Below are 14,403 nucleotides of genomic sequence, written 5' to 3'. Positions count from 1 at the left end.
CGCTCCCGCCGGGACGAGGAGAGCCCACCTTGCTGCACGCTGAAACCACCTGGCGCCGGCTCGGGACCCTCTGGATCGGGCTTTGCCTGCTGCTGGCAGCGGTGCTTGCCTGGCAGCTGCCCCACAGCCGCATCAACACCAGCCTGATGGATCTGCTGCCCCACGAGTCCCGCAGCGATCTGGACCCGGCCCTGCAGCAGGGTCTGCTGCAGCAGCTCGACCGCCAGCTGATCTGGCTGCTGAGCCTGCCCGCCGGCCAGGACGGGCGCGCCGCCGCCACCTTCTGGGCGCAGCAGCTCGGCGAGCTGCCTGCCCTGTCCCGCATCAAGGGGTATCAGCCCGAGCTGGCCCCTGCCTGGCAGAGCTATCTGCACGAGCTGGCCTGGCAGCGGCTGGATCCGGCGAGCCGGGCTCGGCTCGCCGGGGGGGCCGAGGGCTGGAGCCAGTGGGTGCTCGGCCAGATCTACTCCCCCTTCGGCGGCGTCTCCCGCGCCGAGTGGCAGAGCGACCCTCTGCTGCTGACCCGGGCCGGGGTGCTGGCCGAGGCCCGCGGCCCCATGCAGCTCAAGGAGGGCTGGCTGGTGAGCCGGGACAAGGCGGGGCGCGACTGGTACATGGTGCGCGCCGAGCTGGATCTCTCCGCCTTCGACATCCAGCGCAACCAGGCGCTGCTGAGCGAACTGGCCGGGGCCGAGCAGCGCCTCGCCGAGGCCTATCCCGGCGCCGAGTTGCTGCGCCGCGGCACCCTCTTCTACAGCCAGCACGCCAGCCAGCTGGCCCAGCAGGACATCTCCACCATAGGGCTGGGCTCCATGGTCGGGGTCATCCTGCTCATCTGGGGCGTGTTTCGCTCCACCCGGGCGCTGCTGCTCTCCCTGCTGCCCATCGGCGTAGGGCTGATGTGGGGGCTCGGCACAGTGCTCATCCTGTTCGGCGAGATTCATGTTTTCACCCTGGTGATCAGCAGCAGCCTCATCGGTATCGCCATCGACTACGCCATCCACTTTTTGTGCGAGCGGCGGCTGCACGGCGACGACGAGACGCCGCACCAGACCCGGCTCAAGTTGCTGCCGAGCCTGTCGCTCGCGGTGCTGACCACCCTGATCGGCTATGGCCTGCTCTGGTTCGCCCCCTTCCCCGGCTTGCAGCAGCTGGCGGTGTGCGCGCTGGCTGGGCTGTTCAGTGCCTTCATCACGGTGCTCTGCCTGTTTCCGCGCTGGGCCGGCCCGCTGCCGACAAGGCCGCTGCGGGGCCAGCGCTGGTTGCAGGGCTGGCTGCTGGCCTGGCAGCAACGCCCGCTGCTGCGCATCGGTCTGCCGCTCTGCTGCCTGCTGCTGGCGGCCCTCGGCATCAGCCGGTTGCAGGTGGATGACGACATCCGCCGGCTGCAGCCTCTGCCGGTGGTGCTGCAGGGGCAGGAGCAGCGGATCCAGGCCCTCACCGGCCAGCAGGGGGGCATGCAGGGCTTGCTGGTGACGGGAGCGGACGGCGAGCAGGCACTGCAACGGCTGGAGCGGCTCGATGGCCGGCTGGCCGAGCTGCAACAGCGCGGTGCGCTGCAGGCGTTCGTCTCGCTGGCCCGCTGGCTGCCTTCGCTGGCACGCCAGCAGGAGGATGCCGCCGTCATCCGGGCCCTGTTGCCAGAGGTGGTGAGCCGGCTCAAGGCGGCCGGACTGCCGCTGCAGCCGCCCGTGCGCGAGCCACACTGGCTGACCCCGGCCGCCTGGCTGGCCAGCCCGGTCAGCGAGGGGAGTCGCCTGTTGTGGCACGCCCTGGCGGATGGCCGCGTCGCCATCTGGGTGCCGCTGGTGGGGGTGGCAGACGAAGGAGCCCTGACGGCGCTGGCGGCGGCCGAGCCAGGGGTCTACTGGCAGGATCAGCGCAGCCAGTGGAGCCAGCTGTTCGCCCACTACCGCATCAAGCTGGCGGAGCTGCTGTCGGTGGCCATCGCGCTGGTGGCCCTGCTGCTGTGGCGGCGGATGGGGGCGGCGCGAGCGGCCCGGGTGCTGCTGGTCAACCTGATTGCGCTGGCCATGGGGCTGGCGCTGCTCGCCGCCTGCGGCCAGCCGCTCACCCTGTTCGGGGTGCTGGCGCTCAGCCTCATCTTCGGCATCGGCATCGACTACGGCCTCTTCTTCGCCCATAGCGGCAACGAGGCGGCGCGCCAGAGTTCCACCCTGCTCGCCATCCTGCTGGCCAACCTCACCACCCAGCTGGCCTTCGGTCTGCTGGCGCTGAGTCACACCCCCGCCATCGCGGGCTTTGGTCTGGTGCTGAGCGGCGGTATCTTTACCGCCTTCCTGCTCTCGCCCCTGGTACTGGACCGGGTGCGACCGCAGTTGCCGGGGCCACATGGCCGGGAGCCAACCTCATCATGAAAGCCTTGTTCGTGTTCGTCGTCCTGCTGCTGACCGGTTGCAGCAGCCAGCCGACCCCCACCGCCTATCTCGACAAGGGGACCGTCATGACGCTGCCGGCCCCCGTGCTGGCCGCCCCCTTCTATCGCCAGCAACTGCTGACCGCCAGCGTGGGGGAGAGCAACCACCAGCTGATGACGGTGCTGGAGGCGGACGGCCACCAGCTGACCCTGGTAGGGCTGACCCCGAGCGGGGTACGGCTGTTTCTGGTGCGCTATGACCAGCAGGGCATCGAGACCCGCCAGCTCAGCCCGCTGCTCACCAGCGGCATGCCACCGGTGAACCAGGTGCTGGCGGACGTGATGCTCTGCTACTGGCCGCTGGCCAGCTGGCAACCGCAACTGCCGCCAGGCTGGACGCTGCGTGACGAGGGGCTGCTGCGCCGACTGCGCGCCCCCGACGGCACTTTGGTGACCGAAATCCGCTACCGCGACGCCGACGGCGTGCGCGAGCCGGTCGGCCTGCAGCAACACGTGTTCAACTACCGCCTGCAACTGGAGACCCTGAGCCAATGAGCTGTTATATCGCCGCCTATGGCCTCGTCTCGGCGCTGGGGACGGGGCGTGATGCCAGCGCCGAGGCGCTGCTGGCCTGGCAGAGAGAGGGCATCAGCCCGCTGGATCGCCACCGGGCACCGCTGCTGGATGGCCGCCTGACTCCGGTGGGGCGGGTGGAAGGGGAGTTGCCAACCATCCCGGCGGCGCTGGCCCCCTATGCCTCGCGCAACAACCAATTGCTGCTGGCGGCGCTGGCCCAGATCCGGCCCGCCCTCGATCAGGCGCTGGCCACCTTTGGCTGCGACCGTGTCGGCCTGGTGTTAGGCACCAGCACTGCCGGGATCGGCGAGGCCGAGCTGGCGGTGGCCGCCGCCCGGCGCGGGGAGGCCGTGCCCCCCGAGTTTGACTATCGTCAGCAGGAGTTGGGCTCGCCGTCGGAATTTCTGGCCCGCCACCTCGGCCTGACCGGGCCGGCCTGGACGATTTCCACCGCCTGCTCCTCCAGCGCGCGCGCCTTCATCAGCGGCCAGCGACTGCTGGCGGCCGGACTGGCAGACGCCGTGCTGGTGGGCGGTGCCGACAGCCTGTGCGGGCTCACCCTCAACGGCTTTGACAGCCTGGAGTCCCTCAGCTGTGCGCGTTGCCAGCCGTTCGATGAGACCCGCCAGGGGATCAACATCGGCGAGGGGGCGGCGCTGTTTCTGTTGAGCCGCACGCCTGCGCCGCTGGCGCTGCTGGGAGCGGGGGAGTCCTCCGATGCCTGGCACATCTCGGCGCCTCATCCCGACGGTGTCGGCGCCGAGGCGGCCATGCGCATGGCACTGGCCCAGGCGGGCCTGACGCCGGCGCAGGTGGGCTACGTCAACCTGCACGGCACCGCCACCCGCCTCAACGACGCCATGGAGAGCCAGGCGGTGCACCGGCTGTTTGGTGCCGAGGTGCCCTGCAGCTCCACCAAGCCGCTCACCGGTCACACCCTGGGGGCGGCGGGAGCCGTCGAGGCGGCGCTCGCCTGCCTGCTGCTGGAGCGCGCTCTGCCACTGCCGCCCCAGCGGGTGACCACGGCGGATCCGGCGCTGGCCCCCATCCGGCTGGTGAGCGGCGAGGTGCCACTGGCTGCGCCCCGGGTGCTCTCCAACTCCTTTGCCTTCGGTGGCAACAATGTCAGCCTGCTGTTTGGGAGCGTTCACCATGAATGAGCCAGGTTCACTGCCCGCCATCGAGACCCTGCTGCCCCACCAGGCCCCCATGCTGCTGCTGGACCGGCTCTGCGCGGCGGATGCCCAGCAGGCGCGCTGCGAGACCCGTATCGGCGCCCGCCATGCCCTGCTGCTGGATGGCGAGGGCAACCTGCCGGGTTGGGTTGGCATCGAGCTGATGGCCCAGACCATCGCTGCCTGGGCCGGCATGCAGGGTCGCCTGCGCGGCGAGCCGGTGCGCATCGGCATGCTGCTCGGCAGTCGCAAGTATCGCTGCCTGCGCCCCGTCTTCGCGGCCGGCAGCCTGCTCACCATAGAGGCGTGCTGCCTGTTGCAAGACGGCGGCATGGCCAGTTTTGATTGCCGGATCCTGCTGGAGGGGGAGGAGTGTGCCCAGGCGCGGCTCTCCACCTATCAGCCGAGCCCCGGCGAATTGTCCGATTTGTTAGCCTGAGGAAGCTTCATGATCTCTAGCGTATTGGTCACGGGCGCCAGCAAGGGGATAGGCCGCGCCATCGCCCTCAAGCTGGCGGCCGACGGTTTTTCCATCGTGGTGCACTACCACAGCGATCGGGCCGGCGCCGAAGCCACCCTGGCCAGCCTGCAGGCGGCCGGCGGGCAGGGGCGTCTGCTCCAGTTCGACCTTGCCGATCGCGAGGGGTGCCGCGCGCGGCTGGAGGCCGACATGGCCGAGCATGGCGCCTATTACGGCGTGGTCTGCAACGCCGGCATCATCCGTGACGGCGCCTTTCCCGCCCTCACCGACGAGGAGTGGGACGGGGTGCTGCACACCAACCTGGACGGCTTCTACAACCTGCTCAAGCCCTGCATCATGCCGATGATCGGCCTGCGCCGGGGCGGGCGCATCGTGACCATCTCCTCGGTGTCCGGGCTGATGGGCAACCGGGGCCAGGTCAACTACAGCGCCGCCAAGGCGGGCATCATGGGGGCCACCAAGGCGCTGGCCCTCGAGCTTGCCAAGCGCAAGATCACCGTCAACTGCGTGGCCCCCGGCCTCATCGACACCGGCATGGTGGACGAGGAGGTGAAGGCGGAGGCGATGAAGATCATTCCGCTCAAGCGGATGGGGCAGGCTGACGAGGTGGCCGGTCTGGTCTCCTATCTGATGTCCGACATCGCCGGCTATGTCACGCGCCAGGTCATCTCCATCAACGGAGGCATGGTATGAAGCGAGTCGTAGTCACCGGCATGGCCGGGGTGACCGCCTTCGGGCAGGATTGGCCGAGCGTGCGGGCCCGCCTGCAGGCGGGGCGCAATGCGGTGGTGAACATGCCGGAGTGGGCCATCTACGACGGTCTCAACACCCGGCTGGCGGCCCCCATTCCGGACTTCACGCTGCCGGCCCACTATCCGCGCAAGAAGACCCGCGCCATGGGGCGGGTCTCGGCACTGGCCACCGTCGCCACCGAGCTGGCGCTGGCGCAGGCGGGATTGCTGGACAACCCGGTGCTCACCGACGGGCGCACCGGCATCGCCTACGGCTCCTCCACCGGCAGCACGGACCCCATCCGCGCCTTCGGGGTCATGCTCAACGACAAGAGCACCGCCAGCATCACGGCCACCACCTATGTGCAGATGATGCCGCACACGGCGGCGGTCAACACAGGGCTGTTCTTCGGTCTGCGCGGGCGGGTCATTCCCACCTCCAGCGCTTGTACCTCCGGCAGCCAGGGCATCGGCTACGCCTTTGAGGCGATCAAGCACGGCTACCAGACCCTGATGGTGGCTGGTGGGGCGGAGGAGCTCTGCCCGTCGGAGGCCGTGGTATTCGATACCCTGTTTGCCACCAGCCAGATGAACGACAACCCGGAGCTGGCGCCGCGTCCGTTCGACCGGCAGCGGGACGGGCTGGTGATAGGCGAGGGGGCCGGCACCCTGGTGCTGGAGGAGCTGGAACATGCGCAGGCGCGCGGTGCTACCATCCTCGCCGAGCTGGTGGGCTTTGCCACCAACTGCGATGCCGCCCACGTGACCCAGCCCCAGCAGGAGACCATGCAGCTCTGCATGGAGATGGCGCTGGCCCAGGCCGGGCTCCAGCCTGAGGATATCGGCTACATCAGCGCCCACGGCACCGCCACCGAGCGCGGCGACATCGCCGAGAGTCACGCCACCGCCGCTATCTTCGGCGACCGCACCCCCATCTCGTCCCTCAAGAGCTACTTCGGCCATACCCTGGGGGCCTGCGGCGCCATCGAGGCCTGGCTGGCGCTGGAGATGATGCAGGAGGGGTGGTTTGCCCCCACCATCAACCTGACCGAGCCGGATCCGGCCTGCGCCCCGCTCGATCACGTGGTGGGCAGCGGTCGCACGCTGGCGGTGGAGTACCTGATGTCCAACAACTTCGCCTTTGGCGGCATCAACACCTCCCTCATCTTCAAGCGCTGGTCCTGAGTGTCGGTGCCCTGCCTGGCAGGGCGCCGGTACAGGCTGGGTTTAGCCTTGATGAATTAATATGCCCCCCGTTTTTTTTCGGGAGGCATCATGTCTGTGTTATCTGCTTTTTCTTTTTCTGCCAAGCGTCTGCGCGTCATTCAGGGCGTTCTGTTATCCAGCTTGTTGTGGGCGCTGGCCGCCCCGGCCATGGCCGATGATGAATTTCGGCTGGGCAAGACCATTCTGCTCGGGGTCGGCGATCATCCCGCCATCATTCCCATGCTCGCCTGCCGGCCGACCAAATCCATCATGGTCAAGGCTGGGCGGGAATTAACCCTGGAACGGGTCAAGGTGTTTTATGGCAATGATCGCAGCAAGACCCTCTATTTCGGCAAGGATCTGAGAGAGGATCAGGAGTCGGAGTGGAAATCCCTCGGCAGCCGGCTCTGCATCAAGCGGATCGAGGTATACGGCAATTCGGAAGGGAGTCGGGCCGGGGTCAAGGTGTACGGCCGCAAATAAACGCTGGACGGGGGTTCAAATCCCCCGTCCAGTCAGCCCTTATTTCTTCGGACGGAACGGCTTGATGACGGTCTCGTCGCACTCGAGATAGGGGCCTTCCATCAGATCGATGCAGTAGGGGATGGCGGGGAAGACCGCATCCAGACATTCGCGGATGGACTTGGGCTTGCCCGGCAGGTTGACGATGAGCGAGCTGCCGCGCAGACCGGCGGTCTGGCGCGACAGGATGGCGGTCGGCACGAACTTGAGGGATTCGGCCCGCATCAGCTCGCCAAAGCCCGGCATCATGCGATCGCACACCGCCTCGGTCGCCTCCGGGGTGACGTCCCGTTTGGCCGGCCCGGTGCCACCTGTGGTGACGATGAGGCTGCACCGCTCCTGGTCCGCCAGCCGGATCAGGGTTGCCTCGATCTGCTCCTGCTCGTCGGGGATCACCTCATAAAGGGGTTCCCATTCCGAGGTCAGATAGGCGTTCAGGGTGTCGATGATGGCCTTGCCGGAGAGATCTTCGTAGATGCCCGCACTGGCGCGATCGCTGACGGTGACGATACCGATTCTTGCCTTGCTCATGGTCTGCTCTTGGTTGCCGCGATAAAGTGGCAAATAAAATAACATAATCAGCAAGATATGTTAAACCAGCCAGATCGCGGCGCGAAGGCGAGCGTCAAATGGAAAACTATATTGGCCGCTTCCTTTCAATAAGACATAACATCGGCATATTGCCGTGCCAAAAATGTATAAACGAACCCGCCATCGATATTCAGGAATAATCGCTTGATCCATAACGAATAACCGGGTTGGGTTTTCGCTGCGTCGTCATCTTTTGGCGCAGCTGGAGGGGAAAGCCGGTCTCATGGATTGAACCGCAGCGGGGTTCGGCTTATATAACACCTGAAGCGATTGGTGAAAATATGAACCGATTGTTGTTGTTTGAGTATCACCATGCAGCGGCTGGCCGCGGGAGGGCATATGGAGTTGCCTGATTTTGATACCTTGAAACGGCTGGCGGTGGCGGAGCCCGAGCGGCTCGACGAGTTGCTTCAGCAAGAGATAGAAGGTCTGATAGACAGGGTCAGCCCGCAGCAGCAAATGCGCCTGCGCGGCCTGCAATTTCGCATCGACTGTCAGCGCCAGCTGGCCAAGAACAACATGGACAGCTGCATCCGGATTGCCGCCATGATGCACGACTCCTTTTATTCCATGCGCTGTGAAATGGTTCAGCTCAATAATCCTGATTATGTCGAGCCGCTACCGGAATATAAAGAGAACAACATCCTCTATTTCAGTGATTATTATCGCAAGAAAAAATAATATTACTCCGGGTGAGTCATTTTAATATATTCCCGTCATTGTTATGGTTTCCGGGTGAGGCTATCTGACTGGCGTTGAACAGTTTGGGGTGATTTGTAATCTATTTGATGTATTTTTGTGTCGCTTTTTATTTTATTTGAGTTTGTTTATTGGCGTGATATGTGTAGATGAACGGCGCCGATAGTTAGGCTAACATGGCGACACTTTTTTAATTTGCTACGACTCGAAGGGATTATGAGAAGTATCACACCAAGGCGGGTGCTGTCGCGGGAACAGCAGACGGAGATCACCCGGATCATCGTCAAGGTGGGCCAGATGCTGGCCCAGTTCGGCGCCGAGAGTCGCATCATAGAGCAGACCACGGTCCGGCTCGGCATGGCGCTCGGGCTGGAGAGCGTCGAGATGGCCATCTCCTCCAGCGCCATCGTGCTCACCAGCCTATATCAGGGCAGTTGCGTCACCACCACCCGGCGGGTGCGCGAGCACGGCATCAACATGCAGGTGGTGTGCGAGATCCAGCGTATCTGCATCATGGCGGAGAAGGATCTGATCGGCGCGCGGGAAGTGCGTCAGCGCCTTGAAGCCATAGTACCGTTCCACTATCACCCCTGGCTGGTGGTGCCCATGGTGGGGCTCTCCTGCGGTGCCTTCAGTCTGCTGTTTGGCGGTGACTGGCCCATCTTCCTGGTGACCTGCTTCTCGGCCTCGGTCGCCATGCGGGCACGCCAGCTGATGGCGCGTCATCACCACAGCCCCCTCATCAATTTTGCCACCACCGGCTTTATCGCCACCCTGCTCGCCTCCAGCGCGACCTTCTTCAACTGGGGGGCCCAGCCCTATCTCGCCATGGCGGCCAGCGTACTGCTGCTGGTGCCGGGCTTTCCGCTCATCAACGCGGTCTCCGACATGGTGAAGGGTTACTTCAACATGGGGCTGGCCCGCTGGGGCACGGCGACCCTGCTCACCATCAGCGCGGCGATAGGGATTATTCTCGCCATGTCGGTGACCGGTATCTGGGGGTGGAAGGTATGAAGATCTTTGACGCTGTATCGACCCTGTTGATCGGGGCAAACCGGCTATCCATCAGCGCGCGGAACCATATCGGGATCATTCTCGCCATCTCGGTGACAGGACGCTGGGGGAGGGAGCCATGATGGATCTGCTCTGGCTGCTGGCCAAGGATGCCTTCTGGTCGGCCATTCCGGCGGTGGGCTTTGCCATGCTGTTCAACGTGCCGCCACGGATGTTGAAGTACTGCGCCATGGGCGGCGCCCTGGCTCACAGCCTGCGCACTCTGCTGATCCATCAGGGCATGCCCATCGAGTGGGCCACCCTGGCGGCGGCGACCACGGTCGGCTTTGTCTGCGTCTACTGGTCGCGCCGGCTGCTGGCGCCGCGCCCGGTGTTCAGCGTCGCCTCCATCATTCCCATGATCCCGGGCAGCTACGCCTTCAAGGCGATGATCGCGGTGGTGGAGCTCAATATCTCCGGGGTGACCATGGAGCTTATCCAGAGCGCGGTGGAAAACGGCCTCAAGGCGCTGTTTATCGTGGGAGCCCTCAGTTTCGGTTTGGCGATCCCCTCCCTGGTCGTGTACCGTAACCGCCCCATTATCTGACCGACGGTTCGAGAGGTTGACCCCATGATGATTTCCATGATTGCCGCCATGGCCCACGATCGGGTGATCGGCCTGGACAACCAGATGCCCTGGCATCTGCCGGCGGATCTGGCCCACTTCAAGCGGGTGACCCTGGGCAAGCCGGTGCTGATGGGGCGCAAGACCTTTGAATCCATCGGGCGGCCGCTGCCTGGCCGTCGCAATCTGGTGATCAGCCGCAACCCCGACTACCGGGCCGACGGCGTGGAGGTCATCGACTCGGTGGACGCGGCGCTGGCGCTGCTGGCCGGCAGCGATGTTACCGAGCTGATGGTGATCGGGGGCGGTCATCTCTACGGCCAGCTGCTGCCACGGGCCGACAGACTCTATCTGACCCGCATTGATCTGGCGGTGGAGGGGGATACCCGTTTCCCGGCCTTCGACGAGGGCGACTGGTCCTGCATCGAGCGCGAGTCACATCAGCCCGACGAGAAGAACCCCCACCCCTACCGTTTCGAGACCTGGCAGCGGCGCTGACGGCTGGCGGATTTCCCCGGTTGATGAAAGGCCCCTTGTGTTGCACAAGGGGCCTTTTTGCTGTCCGGGACAGGGATTGAATGCCCAGGTATTGCGGTGTGCCATAGCGTGGACACGCCACACCTCAGGCCTCTATTTCACAGTGGAAGTGCGGCAGCGAATGACAACATTATGGTTAGTGTTGTAACTAAATGCATTGACCCGCTAATGAGAGACATGCTCCCTCCTTTTCCCTCCCATTATTGCTCTGCTTTTCTCGCGTCACATACCTGTCAATCGTTGATTTTGATGGGATTATATTGATCTGTTCGGTTGGAATGACAGGGTTTCATTACACCTGAATGCATTTTTATGCCTAAAAATAGTCTTTAAAAATCAATAAATTAAAAGTTAATCCTTTTATTGAGACTCTTATGATTCTTTTGTTTTTGTTGTTAATTGCTTAGTGTTAAAAGTAATTGGCTCACGTTCGGCGGTTTGCCAGGCAGCCCGTCGGCCAAGAAAAAAGGACAATATGACAGTCAAACTCGAGGTCAAATCACTCTACAAAATCTTCGGCGATCAGCCGGAAAAAGCGTTCAAATTGCTGGCCAAAGGCCATGACCGCGCCAGCATACTGCAAAAAACCGGGCAGACCCTGGGGGTCCAGGATGTCAATCTGGCCATCGACGAAGGGGAGATCTTCGTGGTGATGGGCCTCTCCGGCTCGGGCAAGTCCACCCTGGTGCGTCTCTTCAACCGGCTGATCGAGCCGACCCGCGGCCAGGTGCTGATCGATGGCGAGGACATCGCCGCCATCTCCGACAGCGAGCTGCGTCAGGTGCGCCGCAAGAAGATCAGCATGGTATTCCAGTCCTTCGCCCTGATGCCGCACCTGAGCGTGCTGGAAAACACCGCCTTCGGGCTGGAGCTGGCCGGGGTGCCGCTGGCGGAACGTCAGCAGAGCGCCCGCCAGGCGCTGCAGCAGGTGGGGTTGGGGCAGTGGATAGAGGCTTATCCCGATGCGCTCTCCGGCGGCATGAAGCAGCGGGTCGGGCTGGCCCGTGCCCTTGCCAACGACCCTGACATCCTGCTGATGGACGAGGCTTTTTCGGCGCTGGATCCACTGATCCGCACCGAGATGCAGGATGAGCTGCTCAAGCTGCAGGCCAGCCAGCAGCGTACCATCGTCTTCATCTCTCACGATCTGGACGAGGCGATGCGCATCGGCGATCGCATCGCCATCATGCAGGACGGCCAGCTGGTGCAGGTCGGCACCCCGGACGAGATCCTCAACCAGCCCGCCAACGACTATGTGCGCGCCTTCTTTCGCGGGGTGGATCTGGCCCATGTATTCAGCGCTCGCGACGTGGCCAGCCGCAAGCAGATGCCGCTTATCAAGAAGCACACAACCGACGGGCCGGGCAACGCCCTGCGCCAGCTCAAGGAGCAGGAGCGGGAGTTCGGTTACGTGGTGGATCGCCGGCGTCGCTTCATCGGGGTTGTCTCGGTGGAGTCGCTCGATCAGGCGGTCAGGGCCAAAGGCAGCCTGGAGCAGGCGCTGCTGGCGGATATCCAGCCCATCCTGGCGGACACCGCCCTCAACGAACTGATCAGCCAGGTGGCTGCCGCCCCCTGTCAGGTGCCCGTGGTCGAGGAGGATGGCACTTACCTGGGCCTCATCTCCAAGGCCAACCTGCTGAACACCCTGGACAGGAGTACCCCGGCATGAAGCGGATGAATCCCCATTTTTTACTGAGCGGGCTGCTGGCCCTGGTGCTGCTGGCGAGTCCCTCCCTGCGAGCCGATGAGGTGGCGGCAGACCCCTGGGGCGCCACGGCTTCCAGTGCCACCGAGGTGGCCGATCCCTGGAGCGATACCGCCACCGCCGCCACCGACTGGCAGAACCAGATCGAGACGGTGGATACCACGGCCGCCGTCGACTGGCTGGATCCCTTCCAGCAGGCGCTGGTGCCGCTGGACAGCTGGGTGGAAGGGGGGATCGGCTGGCTGGTGGAGAACCTGCGACCTCTGTTCCAGCTGATCCGAGCGCCGGTGGAGCTGACCCTTAATGGCATGACCCATCTGCTGCAGACGGTGCCCTCCACCCTGATGATCGGCCTGCTGACCCTGATCGCCTGGCAACTGGTGAACGGCCGCATGGCGCTGGGGACCCTGGTCTCGCTGGTGATCGTGGGCCTTATCGGCGCCTGGTCCGATGCCATGGTGACCCTGTCGCTGGTACTGACCTCGCTCTTTTTCTGCGTCTTGTTCGGGTTGCCGGCCGGCATCCTGCTGGCGCGGAGCGAGCGACTGTCACGCTGGACCCGGCCGTTGCTGGATGCCATGCAGACCACCCCGGCGTTCGTCTACCTCATCCCCATCGTGATGCTGTTCGGCATCGGCAACGTGCCCGGGGTGGTGGTGACCGTCATCTTTGCGCTGCCGCCGATGATCCGGCTGACCATGCTGGGGATCCGCCAGGTGCCCGCCGATCTGGTGGAGGCGGCCCATTCGTTCGGTGCCAGCCCCTCCCAACTGCTGTTCAAGGTGCAGTTGCCGCTCGCCATGCCCACCATCATGGCCGGGGTCAACCAGACCCTGATGCTGGCGCTCTCCATGGTGGTGATCGCCTCCATGATCGCGGTAGGGGGCCTCGGCCAGATGGTGCTGCGCGGCATCGGCCGGCTCGACATGGGGCTCGCCTCCATCGGCGGCCTCGGCATAGTGCTGCTGGCCATCGTGCTCGACCGCCTCACCCAGGCGATGGGACAGCCGGATCGCAGCCGGACCGGACGCTGGTATCAGCGCGGCCCCGCCGCCCTGCTGCTGCGCCTGCTCGGTCGCGACAAGCCAATCGATTACAAAGGAGTAAATGCATGAGACTGATCACCAAAAGGCTGACCCTGGGCTCCCTGCTGCTGAGCGCCCAGCTGTTCGGTCCGCTCGCCATGGCCAGTACCGAGCTGCCGGGGGAGGGCGTGCGCGTTCAGCCCCTGCAGAGCTCCTTGCCGGAGGAGAGCTTTCAGACCCTGCTGGTCAGCAAGCTGATGGCGCGCCTCGGCTATGACGTCCAGCCGGCCCAGGAGGTGGACTACAACGTGGCCTACGCCTCGGTGGCGCAGGGGGATGGCACTTTTCTGGCCTTCAACTGGATACCGCTGCAGAACAACAAATATGAGCAGGCGGGGGGTGACAAGGTGTTCTTCCGTGAGGGGACCTATGTGGCCGGGGCCGCCCAGGGTTATCTCATCGACAAGCAGACCGCGACCCGCTATGGCATCACCAACCTGGGACAGCTCAAGGATCCCAAGCTGGCGGCGCTGTTTGACGGCGATGGCGACGGCAAGGCCGATCTCATCGGTTGCAACCCGGGCTGGGGCTGCGAAGAGGCGATCAACCGCCATCTGGCCGAGTTTGGGCTGACCCCCACCGTCACCCACAAGCAGGGCAACTATGCGGCGCTGATCGCCGATACCCAGGCCCGCTTCAAGAGCGGCAAGCCGGTGCTCTACTACACCTGGACCCCCTACTGGCTCAGCAGCGAGCTGGTGCCCGGCCGGGATGTGGTGTGGCTGCAGGTGCCCGCCGATGGCCCTGATGCGGCCAAGACCCGGCTGCCGAACGGCAAGAACTACGGCTTCCCGGTCAACACCATGCACATCGTCGCCAACAAGGCGTTCGCCGAGGCCAACCCGGCTGCCGCCAGGCTCTTCTCCATCGTCAAGCTGCCGCTCAATGACATCAACGTGCAGAACGGCCTGATGAACAAGGGACAGAACAAGCCGGCGGATGTGGAGCGTCACGCCGATGCCTGGCTCAAGGGCCACGAGGCGCTGGTGAACGACTGGCTGACCCAGGCGCGCGCCGCCGCCAGGTAATGAGTGGCGGTAGCTCGCTCTTTGCGCAAAGAAAAACGCCCGGCAGTTGCCGGGCGTTTTTTTATGGGA

General features: G+C 64.4%; 15 protein-coding genes. 14 read left to right on the top strand and 1 reads right to left on the bottom strand.

Translation table 11 applies throughout. The annotated features are described in order from the left end of the window. Window positions 1–29 precede the first annotated feature (29 nt). The 7 genes from AB5Y98_RS05400 (at window position 30) to AB5Y98_RS05370 (ending at window position 7,029) form a co-directional block, all read left to right on the top strand. On the top strand, window positions 30–2,378 hold the full coding sequence (locus AB5Y98_RS05400; RefSeq protein ID WP_368231474.1) for an MMPL family transporter: 2,349 nt from the start codon (window positions 30–32) through the stop codon (window positions 2,376–2,378). Next, window positions 2,375–2,932, top strand: coding sequence for a DUF3261 domain-containing protein (locus tag AB5Y98_RS05395; protein WP_201891721.1), 558 nt, complete (start codon window positions 2,375–2,377; stop codon window positions 2,930–2,932). The genes AB5Y98_RS05400 and AB5Y98_RS05395 overlap by 4 nt, the downstream gene beginning before the upstream one ends. Further along, a complete protein-coding gene (locus AB5Y98_RS05390) occupies window positions 2,929–4,113 on the top strand; it encodes a beta-ketoacyl-[acyl-carrier-protein] synthase family protein (protein WP_368231473.1) in 1,185 nt (394 codons plus the stop codon). The genes AB5Y98_RS05395 and AB5Y98_RS05390 overlap by 4 nt, the downstream gene beginning before the upstream one ends. Continuing rightward, window positions 4,106–4,567, top strand: a complete 462-nt coding sequence (locus AB5Y98_RS05385; RefSeq protein ID WP_139398162.1) for a hotdog family protein — start codon at window positions 4,106–4,108, stop codon at window positions 4,565–4,567. The genes AB5Y98_RS05390 and AB5Y98_RS05385 overlap by 8 nt, the downstream gene beginning before the upstream one ends. 9 nt (window positions 4,568–4,576) lie before the next feature. Then, window positions 4,577–5,302 carry a 3-ketoacyl-ACP reductase FabG2 gene (locus AB5Y98_RS05380; protein ID WP_005297950.1) on the top strand — a complete coding sequence of 242 codons (726 nt, stop codon included), beginning with the start codon at window positions 4,577–4,579 and terminating at the stop codon, window positions 5,300–5,302. Then, window positions 5,299–6,525, top strand: a complete 1,227-nt coding sequence (locus AB5Y98_RS05375) for a beta-ketoacyl-ACP synthase (protein ID WP_005297952.1) — start codon at window positions 5,299–5,301, stop codon at window positions 6,523–6,525. The genes AB5Y98_RS05380 and AB5Y98_RS05375 overlap by 4 nt, the downstream gene beginning before the upstream one ends. A 165-nt stretch (window positions 6,526–6,690) precedes the next feature. After that, the gene (locus AB5Y98_RS05370; protein ID WP_017766388.1) at window positions 6,691–7,029 is read left to right on the top strand and encodes a DUF2541 family protein; all 339 of its coding nucleotides are present in this window, start codon (window positions 6,691–6,693) and stop codon (window positions 7,027–7,029) included. Window positions 7,030–7,068: 39 nt separating this feature from the next. Here the strand turns inward: AB5Y98_RS05370 and mog are convergent, their stop codons facing one another. Continuing rightward, entirely contained in the window at window positions 7,069–7,599 is a 531-nt protein-coding gene (mog, locus tag AB5Y98_RS05365) for a molybdopterin adenylyltransferase (protein WP_139398161.1), read from the bottom strand. Between the two features lie 399 nt (window positions 7,600–7,998). Here mog and AB5Y98_RS05360 point away from each other — a divergent pair, with 399 nt between their 5' ends. From AB5Y98_RS05360 to proX, 7 genes are all read left to right on the top strand, one after another. Further along, a complete protein-coding gene (locus tag AB5Y98_RS05360; protein WP_005297955.1) occupies window positions 7,999–8,340 on the top strand; it encodes a DUF3135 domain-containing protein in 342 nt (113 codons plus the stop codon). Between the two features lie 234 nt (window positions 8,341–8,574). Beyond that, window positions 8,575–9,372, top strand: coding sequence for a threonine/serine exporter family protein (locus AB5Y98_RS05355; protein ID WP_005297956.1), 798 nt, complete (start codon window positions 8,575–8,577; stop codon window positions 9,370–9,372). A 118-nt stretch (window positions 9,373–9,490) separates the two neighbouring features. After that, window positions 9,491–9,958, top strand: coding sequence for a threonine/serine exporter family protein (locus tag AB5Y98_RS05350; RefSeq protein WP_017788380.1), 468 nt, complete (start codon window positions 9,491–9,493; stop codon window positions 9,956–9,958). Between the two features lie 24 nt (window positions 9,959–9,982). Then, a complete protein-coding gene (gene folA, locus AB5Y98_RS05345) occupies window positions 9,983–10,474 on the top strand; it encodes a type 3 dihydrofolate reductase (RefSeq protein WP_005297958.1) in 492 nt (163 codons plus the stop codon). Window positions 10,475–10,988: 514 nt separating this feature from the next. Further along, window positions 10,989–12,185, top strand: coding sequence for a glycine betaine/L-proline ABC transporter ATP-binding protein ProV (proV, locus tag AB5Y98_RS05340; protein WP_368231472.1), 1,197 nt, complete (start codon window positions 10,989–10,991; stop codon window positions 12,183–12,185). Then, a complete protein-coding gene (gene proW, locus AB5Y98_RS05335; RefSeq protein WP_368231471.1) occupies window positions 12,182–13,336 on the top strand; it encodes a glycine betaine/L-proline ABC transporter permease ProW in 1,155 nt (384 codons plus the stop codon). The genes proV and proW overlap by 4 nt, the downstream gene beginning before the upstream one ends. Next, complete coding sequence (gene proX / locus AB5Y98_RS05330) at window positions 13,333–14,334, top strand: glycine betaine/L-proline ABC transporter substrate-binding protein ProX (protein WP_208200749.1); 1,002 nt, start codon at window positions 13,333–13,335, stop codon at window positions 14,332–14,334. The genes proW and proX overlap by 4 nt, the downstream gene beginning before the upstream one ends. The last annotated feature ends 69 nt before the right edge of the window (window positions 14,335–14,403 follow it).

The organism is Aeromonas sp. s3 (genome assembly GCF_040907805.1).
GTDB lineage: Bacteria > Pseudomonadota > Gammaproteobacteria > Enterobacterales > Aeromonadaceae > Aeromonas > Aeromonas dhakensis.
Note: the sequence above shows the minus strand (reverse complement) of the source record. Positions and strands in the feature narration are given on the sequence as shown.